The sequence below is a fragment of the Sutcliffiella sp. NC1 genome (assembly GCF_027594365.1).
Lineage (GTDB): Bacteria > Bacillota > Bacilli > Bacillales > Bacillaceae_I > Sutcliffiella > Sutcliffiella cohnii.
Window position 1 is genome coordinate 4,829,337 of sequence record NZ_CP115153.1, and the last position, 12,803, is coordinate 4,842,139.

Below are 12,803 nucleotides of genomic sequence, written 5' to 3' on the forward strand. Positions count from 1 at the left end.
GACGTCCTCTTTTTGACAAATTTTAAAACTTTATTGTAGTGGCGTCGGCATGACATACCATGTATTTTCTTGCATTCGTAATTGAAAAGCTAAGTCAGTTTGTTCACCTTCCAATGAAAATTCAACTCTTCCTTGTTGATCTTTCGTTATAACAGTAAAATCTCTAACTTCATTAAATTGCCTCATAAACGAACGATGTGCTTCGACATTACCATCACGATTTTGTTTTACATACTCTTCAACAGGAATGTCCATCGAATCCGGCAAATAAAAGTGATATAGAGTTTCGAAATCTTCTCCTGCTAATACGTACATATATAAGGTAAATATTTCAAAAGGTTTTAATCCTTCCAATACGTTTGGATTAGCTTTTATTTGTTCTACTACTTTTCCTAACTCTTGTTCTACTTCCAAAACTGATTTATCTAAATGTACGTGCGTTCGGTACTCAATAAAAATAATTCTTTCGATTGTTTTTTCCTCATACTCAGTTTCAACATAGATAAACTCAATGAAGCCATCTTCTTCCATCGTCATTAATTGATCTTTCGCTAAATCTGTTAGTTGAAAGGGAACCGGTTCTTCCCCAATTTCGACCGTTACTACATCCCCATTCATTTCTATTAACTTTCCTGTCATTCGTTGATACATAGAATTAGAAATGGAAAATTCCTTTTCCACTAATTCCTCTTGTTGTGCAGAAGTTAAAAACAGTTGAATCGTATACTTTCCATCTGGTAAGCCGCCGATTGAAAATGCCTCCTCGAACACTTCACCTTGTTTTAATGTTAATGTTTGAATTGCCATTGTTGACATAACTTCTCTAGATAATTGAGAAATCATTTCTCCATGTTCATCGAAAACAATATAATCAACAGTTAAACCACTTGATATTTCGTATTGCACTTCTACTCCACTGTCATTTTTTAATGTGTAGAGAACTACTATTGACCCATTTTCTCCATTTTCAATCGCAGCCTCTTTCACTATTTCCCCACTGTAAGATGGTTTTGGTTCCTCTTTAGGCTGTTCTCCTGTTGAATTTTCTACTTTTCCACAACCAATTAAAATACTTGAAATAACTACAAAAACGATTAACCCCTTTACCCATGTACGCATGAATATTTAAAATCCGCCCCTATTTTTTAAAATTAGAAAAGCTACATTATGTTTGACGCGGTCTTAGTTGAAAAGTTTCTTCTTTTTTAAAAAATTTTTCGTTATAAAATAAGCCGACGGTAGCCATTTTCATAAAAAAAACACCGCATTAAGTAGCGGTGTTTTAACTAAAAGTTAATACTTTTTTATTATTTGTGTGAAGGGTAAAACTTGTAACAGTTCTTGAAATTTTCCCTTCCTTCACGTATACGATTCGATCGGCTAAAGCTTTCGCATCTGCTTCATCATGCGTTACTAAAATAGAAGTAATTCCAGTCTGTTTAATAATAACACGAAGCTCTTCCCTAATTTTCTCTTGAAGACTCCTATCTAAATTACTAAATGGCTCATCAAAGATTAATAAGGACGGAGCTGGAGCTAAAGCACGAGCTAGCGCAACACGCTGCTGTTGCCCTCCGCTAAGCTCATAAGGATAGCGATCTTTAAAATCTTGTAAGTTAACGAGTGTTAACATTTCTTCTAATCTTTCTTGCTTTTGTTTTCTATTTAATTTTTTTAAACCAAATTTAATATTATTGGCTACTGTCATATGTGGAAATAAGCAATAGTCCTGAAAAACCATTCCAATTCCACGTTTTTCTGGAGGCGTGAAATGTTTGTCATCGATCATTTTTTGTCCGTTTATCGAAATACTGCCTTTTTGAGGTATTTCCAAGCCTGCAATTAATCGTAAAATGGTACTTTTTCCGCTACCACTATCTCCTAAGATGGAAACGACTTCGCCTTTTTCTATATTTAAAGAAAAGTTTTGAATAGTTGGCGTTTTAGCATTACGATATTGAAACAGTAAATCTTCTATTTTGACATACATATTATTTAGCCTCCTTTTCCAATAAACGGTGAAAGATAAAGATTGATATTCCACTAATTAATATAATAAACAATGAAGCAATCGAAGCTTCTTGTACTCTTTCATCATTCGCATATTTATATGCTTGTGTTGCTAATGTAGCAAAGTTAAAAGGTTGTAGAAAAAGCGTAAGCGGTAACTCTTTTAATATATCCACGAAAACTAGAATAAAACCACTAAAGATCGCACTTTTCATTAGGGGTAAATCTACTTTAAAAAACGTCCGAATGGTCGATGACCCTAATAAACGAGATGCTTCCGTAAAACTATTCCCTATCTTTTCATAACCAGTCTCAATAGAGTTAAAACCGATTGCTAAAAAGCGAATAATATAGGCTGAAACTAACATTACTAAACTTGTTCGTAAAATAAATTGAGAATCAATTTGAAGCGTACTATATATGTTTAGTAATACACGATCGAGCGTTATAAATATCGTAATAATGGCAATGGCAATGGCTGCTCCAGGAATAGAATAACCTAATGTAGTAACGCGAGAAATTATTTTTACAAATATGCTATCATGCAATCTCGTATAATTTGCGATAATTAATGCGATAACCACGATAATTAGGGAAGCAACCGCTGCTACAAATATGGAGTTTTTCGCTAATGTTAAAAACTGCGGACTCCAAATGGTTTCATATGTCATAAGACCCCATTGTATTAATTGCGCTAATGGGATAATAAACGCGATACCAAATATAAAAGAACAGTACCCCGTAATCGCCCATGCCTTCCAGCCTTTTAATCTTTTAGGTTGAACAGGTCGAACTTTCGTAGAGGCATAACTATACTTTTTCCTTCCGCGTAATACTTTCTCTAGCATTAAAACGATAATAACGATGAACATTAGTAAACCTGCTAGTTTTAAAGCAGAATCTAAATCTTTCATACCATACCAAGTACGGAATATTGCCGTACTAAACGTTTGTATTCCAAAATAACTAACTACTCCATAATCATTTAACACCTCTAGTATTACTAGTGTCACACTTCCTATAATGGCAGCTTGTGATAGAGGTAAGGCAACTCGAAAGAACGTGCTAGTAGAACCACTTCCTAATAGCGTTGCATTTTCAATTAAGGAAGCAGACTGATTTTGGAAAAATGTTTTCGTAATGGTATACACGTAAGGATATAAAAATAGTGTAAATATGAAGACTGCCCCTTGAATGGATATGATATTGAAATATGCTTGGTTTACTTGAATATCAAAGGAGTTACGTAACGTTGTTTGAATAACACCTGTGTAATTTAATATGCCGTGGTATGCGTAAGCACCAATATAAGGTGGAATCGCTAACGGTAAAATTAATCCCCATTTAAAAAATCTTTTTAATGGAAAGTCATATATCGTCACGAACCAAGCTAGCGTTGTACCGATAATCGTAGTTGCTATTGCAGTAAATAGAAGGATAACCGTTGTATTATATATATAATCTTGTAGTAAGTAATGTTTAATATGTTCCCAGTTTTCATTAGGTTCTGTGAAAAACTGTATGCCTATTAATAGATTCGGTATGAGAATGATAGAAATAAAGAAAAGGCTTAAAATTGTCCATATGTTCATATGCTGTTTAGCTTGCTGGATAATACGCAATGATGACACTTCCTTTAATTAATGAACAATTTCTTTTGTTTTGTATGTGCTTTCACTTAATCCGCTTTAATTATAACGAAAATCATTCTCAAATGGAATATGTATTGGTTGGAAAAAACAAAACCGTCACAATTTTTGCATAGTGACGGTTTTTAATTTGGGGGAGTGTTAGTTTATACGGGCCTGAGCGTAGCGCCTGTGCTTTTCTTTGTCCAGCTACAGGGGCTAGCGGCTCGAGGTCATAAGCCAGTCACTTCCGGTGGGCAAACCCCGCCCACCGGCAGCGCCTGTCTTATGCTTGTCGCCGCTAAGCGAGCCCCTTTCGCTTTTCTTATTTCCAACCGACTTGGTTGAAGATTCGGATGGCTTGTTGTTGGTTTTGGCCTAGTACTGATAGGTCGATGTCTTGTTCTTTGAAATCGCCCCAAGATTTTAATAGTTCTGCTGGTTCTACATTAGGGTTAGCTGGGTATTCAAAGTTAGCCGAAGCGAATTTTTCTTGTGCTTCTTCACTTGATAAAAACTCAATAAATTTAATAGCGTTATCCTTGTTTTTAGCATGCTTTGTTACACCAGCAGCACTTACGTTAATATGTGTTCCAGTTGTATCTTGGTTCGGGAAGAAGATCCCTACATTTTCTGCTACTTTTACTTCTTCTGCATCTTCTGAGTTTAGCATTCCACCGATATAGTACGTATTCATAATCGCTACATCTGCTTCACCTGCAACGACTGCTTTTGCTTGGTCGCGATCTCCACCTTGTGGATCTCTAGCCATGTTGTTTACAATTCCTTGTGCCCATTCCGTTGCTGCCTCTTCACCCATAATGTCAATAAAAGATGCTAGTAAAGAAATGTTATACATGTTATCCGAAGAGCGAACAACTAGACGTTTATTCCAATCTGATTCTGTTAATGCTTCGTAAGTTGATAGTTCCGCTGGATCAACACGGTCTTTCGCATAAACGATCACACGTGCTCTTTTCGTAATACCAAACCAATGATTCTCATCGTCTCTTAGTTTATCAGGAATATTGTTAGAGATAACATCACTTTCGATTGCTTGAAGTAATCCGCTTTCTTTTGCAGCATGTAAGTTACCAGCGTCTGCAGTAATAAAAACGTCTGCTTCTGTCGCTTCTCCTTCAATGTTTAGGCGCTCCATTAATTCGTCGCCTTTACCTTCTACTACATTTACTTTAATACCTGTTTGTTCTTCAAACACTTTATACAGCTCTTGGTCTGTCTCGTAGTGTCTGCTTGTATATAAATTTACCACTCCACTACTTTGTTCTTCATTAGGTTGCTCCTCGTTACTTCCTGCTTGGTTTGTTCCACCATTATTGTTCGTTGCGCAACCAAGTAATGTTGCAACCGTTAACAAAAACACTAAACTTAATGAAATTATTCTTTTTGACATAAGATGTACGCCTCTTTTCTATGTATTTTATTAATAATGAAATTCATTCTCACTAACTATTATTATATTAAGAATAACAAATTAGTCAACACTTTCTTAAAATAATTACAAAAAATTATATATTATATAATAATTCACTCTTAGCTTTTTCGTGTTGAGATCATATAAAAAAGCCGTCCTTTTTAGTATAGGACAGCTTAGACAAATATATTAGATAGTTCTTTTCTTTTTACTTCTTTCCCAGAACGCTCAATCGCTTTTTCTATAAGGACCGCCATCGCATCTACTGTATGACAGGACGTTTCCTTCCTTAATGGAATAATTGATAGTTCCGTACATGCTAAAATAACACAGCGACAATTTTCCTCTTTTATTAACTGATGAACAATTGCTTCAAAGCGATCTTGGTCGGAACCGATGTCTGCTTTTATATTATATATAATGTTCATTACTTCATCTTGTAACGGTTTATTCGGCGTATACAAATTGAGATTATATTTTTGACACTCTTTTTCGTAAATGCCGCTATTTACAGTGCCGTTTGTAGCTAGTAATCCAATTTTACTTCCTTCACCAAATTTTTCATAAATTTCTTTTACTGTTTCTTGTACCATATGGATGATAGGAATGGTTGTCATTGCCTGCATTTCTTCGTAAAAGTAGTGCGAAGTGTTGCACGGAATTGCAATGTTGGATACTTCGGCCTTTTCGAGCATTTCAAAATCTCTTTTTATCTCTCGTAAAAAGTCTTCGCCTCGCTCTTCCAAAATAACCGTTGTTCGATCTGGTAAAGTAGCATGATTCATAATAACAATATCTATGTGCTCTTGATCACTATTGGCAACTGTATTTTCTATTAGTTTATCGAAAAATACACTTGTTGCTTTCGGCCCCATTCCGCCAATAATGCCTAAACGTTTCCCTTTCATACTTCACCAACTTTTTTTAGCTTTTAAGAAAGTACAAAAATTCCCGTACATTACGAGTTCTTCTATAAATCGTTCTATCGTATCACCACTAAGGCATGACTACCTAGTTCTATATAACTGTTAAAGAAATCAATGGCATCGTGGGTTACTTGTCCTTTTAGTGGATCCATTACGTGCACCATTCCATTTTCGTAGCCATTTAATACAACGGCATGCAAATTCACAGGCGCTTGAAACTTTTCTTCCGTTGATTCAAAATGCCATGAGTACGTAACTTTCGGTGGACTCAAATCTAAAGTTACCCATATCACGACGGGATTACCTTGTTGTAAATATTCCATGATTTCGCCTGGTGTACTTCCGCTTAAATCTTTTACAGTTTCTTTACCGCCAACATCGGCTATATACGTTCGGGCTGCATCTACAATTGGAGGAGCATAACTGAAAAAACCGTCCTTACGTCTCGGATCACCAGCATAAGCCTCATACGGATTTCCTCCGATTAGCTTTCCATCCTTCCAGAAAAATGGCACTTTTGTTAAGTAGTCGTCTGCCATTTCTGTTTTACTTATAGAGTATCCACAAAATTGTAAAACGGCTGTTAAAGACGTAATTTCGCAACCATTCGGCAGTTCCGGATTTTGCAAAATCGTTTCTACCGGAATAGATACACCATTTTTCAGCTCTGCCTTTTCTTCTTCATCAAGAGGTACGGAAACAACAGGAGTGGCAGCAAATGCATTATTCACCATTAAAAGCGCAACATTAACAATAATTAATAGTAAGCTTAAAAAAACTGGTTTTTTCATAATTACTGGTACCCTCCTGCTCTTTCACCATAAGTTTGACAAATTAACAGTCTTTAAAAAACTTTTTATACCATACTAAAAATACGTAAACTGTCCATATATAACGAGCATAGTTTTCTTTCCCGTTATAATGATCATCTAAAAACTGTACTAGTTCTCTCGTTTCAAAAAATTCCGCAGCCATGTCTGATTCGAACATTTCTTTTACTTTGTTATAATATTTCTCTTCACGTAGCCAGAAGCGAATAGGAACTGGGAAGCCGACTTTTGTACGGTTTGCCCATTCTGAAGGAATGACTTCTTCTGCTGCTTGACGTAATGCTATTTTTGTTTGTTTACTATTTATTTTATACTGTGCTGGAACTTGTGCAGCAAGTGACATTACAACTTTATCTAAAAATGGAACACGTAACTCAATAGAATGAGCAGAACTCATTTTATCAGCTTTTAGTAAAATGTCTCCTGGTAACCATAAATTCATATCTAAATACTGCATTTTCGTTACGTCGTCTTTATTTTTAACTTTCTCATAAACCTTTTCTGTAATGCTTTGTACAGATGGCCCATTTTTGTAATCATTCTTTAATACTTTTAACGCATCATCTTCTGCAAAAACTTTCGCTTGTCCAATGAAGCGTTCTTCTACCTTTTGACCACCTTTATCTAAAAACTCTGTAATTCTGTTATGTGGTAGTTTTCGTGCTAATAACGATAGCGGACGACGAATTGCATACGGTACTGACTTTTGATATTTTTCTTGATTTGGTGACGTTTGATACCAAATGTAGCCGCCGAATAGTTCATCTGCTCCTTCTCCTGATAAAACTACTGTTACATGCTCACTAGCAAGCTGTGCTAAAAAGTATAACGGAACAGAAGACGGATTTGATTGAGGCTCGTCCATATGATATTGAATTGTTGGTAGCATATCAAAACAATCATCGGCATCAATAATGCGCTTATGATTTTCTATGTTTAAAATATCTGATAGCTCTTTCGCTAAATTTGTTTCATTGAATATACCTTCGTGATCTTCGAAACCGACAGAAAATGTTTTGTTCGGTTTTAAAAGTGACGTAATATAACTAGAGTCGATACCACCAGAAAGGAATGAACCAACTTTTACATCACTTATTTTATGATATTTAACAGACTCTTCGACTGTTTTTTTAATTTCATTTACGTAATGTTCAAAGCTATTTTCACTTTCATCAAACATTGGGTCCCAATAACGATTAATTTGAATAGACCCTTTTTTATATAACATATAATGCCCTGGTTTTAACTTGAATACACCTTTAAAGAACGTTTCATCCAACACAGAGTATTGGAACGTTAAATAAGGTTTTAGCGCATCTTTGTTTAATTCTTTAATAAATCCAGGGTGTTTTAAAAACGATTTTATTTCAGACCCAAAAATAAAGGAATTATCTGTAGTATTTTGTGTATAGTATAAAGGTTTTATACCGAAATGATCTCTTGCGATAAATAATGATTCTTCTTTTTTATCGTAAATAGCAAAAGCGAACATACCTCTTAGCTTTTCTACTAGATTTACTCCATATTCCTCATAACCATGAATTAAAACTTCACTATCTGTATGACTAACAAATTGGTGTCCTTTTTCTACTAAATCTTCACGAAGTTCTTGGAAATTGTAAATTTCCCCATTAAAAATAAGCACACAGCTGTTATCTTCATTGTACATTGGCTGGTCTGCTTCTTCAGTTAAGTCAATAATACTTAAGCGACGAAAACCTAAGGCCACTTTATCGTCTGTAAATACTCCACCGCTATCAGGACCGCGGTGTGTAATTGTATCCATCATTGTTTCTACTAAATTTTTCTTTTCTTCCGCATTTGCATTACTTGCAAAACCTACAAAACCACACATATTTATATGTCACCTTTCGTATACAGGATGCTGTATTATGAACTACTCTGTTTCTTCTTCATCTATTGTAATTGTTTATTTTAATATAGAAAAGTGGAAAGAGGTTGGGACATAACTACTTTTATCAAAGTAAAAAACGAACAAAAAATAGTAGTGTGGAAATATCCCGCTCCGGAAATTCTGCTACTGTTCGTTTTTTATCATGATCATATTAGTTTTGTCTCAGCCTCTTTTACTTCATTGCAAATGACCGACTGTTTTTGGTGCTTTTGAAGTACGTTTATGAATAATTTCTAATGCTATTTCTCCACCAAGGTCCATGCCTTGTGCACCTGCTAGTAATATTAAGTCATTTTCTACAACATTTGTAATAGCTTCTGTAATGGCGTCTGGAAGTTCGTCGTAAAGTTTAACTTCAATACCTGCCCTCTCCATTACGTCCATAAATGCTTTTACTTCTTCATCTGTCACACGATCTTTTAATGTTACATGTGAAACACTTTTCGTTGCAATAATTTCACTAATATTTAGTTTAGATGCCCATTCTACAATTGCTTCTGCATTTTCTCTATTAACCGTTGGGCCTCTTTCACCACGAATCGCATAGACAAGATGGAGATTTTGGAAATCCATATACTGAAGTGTCTTTAGCGTAATATTAATATTTCCAGGGTTAGCAAAATGGTCATCTACTATCTTAATATCCTCTTCAAAAATAAATTCAAAACGTCGTTCTACGCCAGTAAACGTTTGAAGAGTTTCTTGAATAGATGCAATCGATACATTATTTAATAGAGCTACAGTAATGGCAACCATAGAATTATATACAGAGTGCAATCCAGGTACCGCTAATTCCACTTCAAATGAGCAAGATGTTAAGTGAGCGGATTTCGATTTGAATTCTTTCACTATTTCGTAAGTGAATTTACCTCTACCAGTAGAAAGGTCTAAGTTTTTACAACGAATATGCCCTTCTTCGTTTCTAACACCGAACGTAACGACACTAGCATTTGTTCGATTAATTAAAGAAGCGGAATATTCATCATCTAAATTTAAGACTGCAACACTGTTTTCAGAAGCATTCGTTATTAAGCTTGATTTCACATTCCAATATTGTTCAAAAGACCCGTGAGAATCGATATGTTCACGGCTAATGTTATTTAGCGTAACAATATCATACTCTACCGTTTCCACTCGGTTTGTTTCCATTGCTGCTGATGAAACTTCCATACTTACATGCGTTACCCCTCGCTCTACCATTTGGTGCAAGTAATTTTGTAAGTCTAAAGATTCTGGCGTTGTTAGTTCTGCCGGGAAAGAATAGTCATCAATTTTGACTGTAACAGTACCAATTAGGCCTGTCTTGTATCCTTCTGTTTCGAGCATCGCATTTGTCATATAAGACGTTGTTGTTTTACCGTTTGTTGCAGTAATCCCTATCATTTTTAATTTTTTGGAAGGTTCGTTAAAATAGGCATTCCCTAATTGAGCAAGCGCAATTCTACTGTTTTCCACACGATATTGAGGAATGTCTATTCCTTCTTGGAAGTCTTCTACTACCGCAGCGATAGCTCCATTTTTAACAGCATCAGCTAAATATTTATGACCGTCCGTTTTATATCCCTTGATACATACAAATAGATGACCGCTTTCGACCTTTTGCGAATGATACGATAATCCTGTTATCGATATGTTTTCTTCTTTATATGTTTCTACCACGCTAATCGCTTGTAATAATTGTTGTAAATTTACCACATTTAATCCCACCTTTAATTGGAGCTTCTACGAAACTTCTTTCCAGCAATCATTTGTAAAAAGGAAATTGCAGGCTTTGGATCTTTCCAATCCCAAATAGCATAAGCTTTCTTTTTTAGTAATGACTGTAAAACGTCCTTCGTTGATAACTGGCCTGTTTTTATATATCCTTTAATCGCTAAAATATCTTCATACACATACCAAAAAGCGGTATTCGTGTTTTCTGTCACTGCTTTTGATTGTAACGGAGATCCCGTTAATTCTCGATAAGTAATATATGGGAAGTTTATCCCAACTTTATATAACAAATGGTTTAAGTTTGTAATTCTTGCGTTTATTTCAATTAAGTAAAAGTTGCCTGTTTCTGCATCTTTTTTAAATTCAATTTCTGCAAATCCTTTAAAACCTATATCCTCAAGAAACTTGGCACCAACTTCATATAATTCTGGGATATATTTTTGCTCTGTGTAGACAGATGCGCCAAAATTTATAGGATATTGACGATGCTTTTGACACGTTACCCAATGAGTTACTTTCGAGTCTTGATTTAAGTAGGCATCAAAAGTATGCATATGATCATCAAATCCTGGAATAATTCGTTGGACAATTACTTCTAATCCTGCTTCTTCCGATTTACGGAGTGCTTCATCTAATTCCTGGCGATTTTCCACTTGAAAAATCTTTTTTCTAAACTTCGCCACAAATGAAGGAGAATCAACAGGTTTTACGATACACGGGTACCCAATTATTTCATCAATTTTCTCATAAAAGTTTTCCTCGTGTAATCGGACCGTTTCGGGAACTAAAACACCATGCTTCGTCGCTAATGCATGTAGAGTTTCTTTGTTCATTACTTCTGTATATAATCCTTGTTCCGTTTGTGGAATTAAATAATGCTGCTTTAATTCATCTAAATATTCATCGATTACTTCTACGTAGGAATCATGACAAGGTATTAGAACAGGCTGAGCTGTTTGTTTGCGAGCATAATCTATTAGAAAGTCAATAAACTGTTGTTTGTTCTCTTTATAGTGCGGTGCGATAACACGTTCCGAACAATATTTTGAATGAGCACCATACGTATTTTCATAGGAATAATCTACTGCAACCGTATGTATATCCTGCACCCCTAAGCAACGAATCGTGCTTAATCCGATATAATAATTTGTTCCTAAAATAACTGCTTTATTATTCATTCTTTTATCCAGCCTTTCTTACACTGCTAATTAAAATATTTACATAGGATCTAGGCTTTTTCAACAACATTTATATTATAAAAACAGTATTTTCTATTCAGTAGTCCAATATATAATTTTATTTGTTTTTTATCATTCTTTCCATCTTTTTTCGATAAATGTCAAATGAATGTAATATGATTGATATCTTTTGTCATTTCCCGGGAAAATTTATCGAGTAATGTAGATATTTCCCGACCTTGCACGCGAAACACAAGTAATAATGGATGTTTTTCTTTGATCCTTGTTTAAAAATTGATCCTGATGATCGACTTCACCTTCAATTACTTTCCACTCGCAAGTACCACAACGACCAACTCTACAAGAATAAGGTGCATGAATACCGGCAGAAAGAAGTGCTTCTAATAACGATTCATCCTTTGAAACTGTTATTTCCTTCCCGTTTTCTACTTGTGCAGTAAACGGAGCTCTATTTATTTGAACCGGTGCTGAAAAGCGTTCAAAGTGAATACTTCCGTTCGGATAGCCGAATTGTTGTGCTGCTTTTACGAACGATGTAATAAACGATTCCGGACCGCAAAAATATACATGTGTTCCAATATTATGTTGAAGCAACGAATCTACTGTTAACTTCTTCGTTTCTTGAGAAAAATAGAAATGACAACAACCTGGGTACATTTCCTTTAACTCGCCATAAAAAGCACATTGCTCTTTCGTTTTCGCAGCGTAATGTAATTCAAACGAGCGACCAGACTCCTTTAACTCTGCCATCATCGACAGAAAAGGAGTGATTCCAATTCCTGCAGCATAAAAGACGTGATGTTTCGCTTTAAAGCTTAGTGGAAAATGATTTTTAGGATAACTAATATCAATTTGGCTACCAATCTTTATTTCCTCATGCCAATATCGGGAACCACCTTTTGACTGTTCATCTAACCGAACAGAGATTTCGTAACAATTATTGTTATCAGGGTGATTATTCAAACTATAAGGACGAGCAAGTTTCCCTTCTTCCCCGACATACGTTGTAATATGTGAGCCAGCACTAAAATAAGGAAGTGTTCCTTTTGCTGCAACTAGAGTGAATCGTTTAATTTTTGATGTGATATTCTCTTTGTTTTGAACAATAACAGGAATAGTTTTTTCTCTGTACACGACTTACACTCCT

General features: G+C 35.2%; 10 protein-coding genes. All 10 read right to left on the minus strand.

Annotated features, from left to right (window positions below):
• Positions 1-30: 30 nt before the first annotated feature.
• The 10 genes from O1A01_RS24805 to O1A01_RS24850 all read right to left on the minus strand — a co-directional run bounded on the left by O1A01_RS24805 (position 31) and on the right by O1A01_RS24850 (position 12,790).
• The gene (locus tag O1A01_RS24805) at positions 31-1,119 is read right to left on the minus strand and encodes a BsuPI-related putative proteinase inhibitor (RefSeq protein ID WP_270065296.1); all 1,089 of its coding nucleotides are present in this window, start codon (positions 1,117-1,119) and stop codon (positions 31-33) included.
• Between the two features lie 163 nt (positions 1,120-1,282).
• Positions 1,283-1,990, minus strand: a complete 708-nt coding sequence (locus O1A01_RS24810) for an ABC transporter ATP-binding protein (RefSeq protein ID WP_066413444.1) — start codon at positions 1,988-1,990, stop codon at positions 1,283-1,285.
• Position 1,991: 1 nt separating this feature from the next.
• The gene (locus O1A01_RS24815) at positions 1,992-3,602 is read right to left on the minus strand and encodes an ABC transporter permease (protein WP_270066466.1); all 1,611 of its coding nucleotides are present in this window, start codon (positions 3,600-3,602) and stop codon (positions 1,992-1,994) included.
• A 361-nt stretch (positions 3,603-3,963) separates the two neighbouring features.
• Positions 3,964-5,052: a Fe(3+) ABC transporter substrate-binding protein gene (locus O1A01_RS24820; RefSeq protein ID WP_066413446.1), complete on the minus strand. Its 1,089-nt coding sequence runs from the start codon at positions 5,050-5,052 to the stop codon at positions 3,964-3,966.
• A gap of 197 nt (positions 5,053-5,249) precedes the next feature.
• Positions 5,250-5,981, minus strand: a complete 732-nt coding sequence (locus tag O1A01_RS24825) for a cysteate racemase (protein ID WP_270065297.1) — start codon at positions 5,979-5,981, stop codon at positions 5,250-5,252.
• Between the two features lie 74 nt (positions 5,982-6,055).
• Positions 6,056-6,790, minus strand: a complete 735-nt coding sequence (locus O1A01_RS24830; RefSeq protein ID WP_066413450.1) for a C39 family peptidase — start codon at positions 6,788-6,790, stop codon at positions 6,056-6,058.
• 43 nt (positions 6,791-6,833) lie between these two features.
• A complete protein-coding gene (gene asnB, locus O1A01_RS24835) occupies positions 6,834-8,684 on the minus strand; it encodes an asparagine synthase (glutamine-hydrolyzing) (RefSeq protein WP_066413451.1) in 1,851 nt (616 codons plus the stop codon).
• Positions 8,685-8,921: 237 nt separating this feature from the next.
• Complete coding sequence (locus O1A01_RS24840; RefSeq protein WP_270065298.1) at positions 8,922-10,439, minus strand: Mur ligase family protein; 1,518 nt, start codon at positions 10,437-10,439, stop codon at positions 8,922-8,924.
• Between the two features lie 14 nt (positions 10,440-10,453).
• Positions 10,454-11,635: a carboxylate--amine ligase gene (locus O1A01_RS24845; RefSeq protein ID WP_270065299.1), complete on the minus strand. Its 1,182-nt coding sequence runs from the start codon at positions 11,633-11,635 to the stop codon at positions 10,454-10,456.
• A gap of 210 nt (positions 11,636-11,845) precedes the next feature.
• Positions 11,846-12,790 carry a PDR/VanB family oxidoreductase gene (locus tag O1A01_RS24850; protein ID WP_270065300.1) on the minus strand — a complete coding sequence of 315 codons (945 nt, stop codon included), beginning with the start codon at positions 12,788-12,790 and terminating at the stop codon, positions 11,846-11,848.
• Positions 12,791-12,803 lie beyond the last annotated feature (13 nt).

Coding starts and splice junctions, on each gene's coding strand:
- O1A01_RS24820 (WP_066413446.1), bottom strand. CDS start 5,052: ATGTCAAAAAGAATAATTTCATTAAGTTTAGTGTTTTTGTTAACGGTT.
- O1A01_RS24825 (WP_270065297.1), bottom strand. CDS start 5,981: ATGAAAGGGAAACGTTTAGGCATTATTGGCGGAATGGGGCCGAAAGCA.
- asnB (WP_066413451.1), bottom strand. CDS start 8,684: ATGTGTGGTTTTGTAGGTTTTGCAAGTAATGCAAATGCGGAAGAAAAG.
- O1A01_RS24845 (WP_270065299.1), bottom strand. CDS start 11,635: ATGAATAATAAAGCAGTTATTTTAGGAACAAATTATTATATCGGATTA.
- O1A01_RS24805 (WP_270065296.1), bottom strand. CDS start 1,119: ATGCGTACATGGGTAAAGGGGTTAATCGTTTTTGTAGTTATTTCAAGT.
- O1A01_RS24830 (WP_066413450.1), bottom strand. CDS start 6,790: ATGAAAAAACCAGTTTTTTTAAGCTTACTATTAATTATTGTTAATGTT.
- O1A01_RS24815 (WP_270066466.1), bottom strand. CDS start 3,602: ATGAACATATGGACAATTTTAAGCCTTTTCTTTATTTCTATCATTCTC.
- O1A01_RS24810 (WP_066413444.1), bottom strand. CDS start 1,990: ATGTATGTCAAAATAGAAGATTTACTGTTTCAATATCGTAATGCTAAA.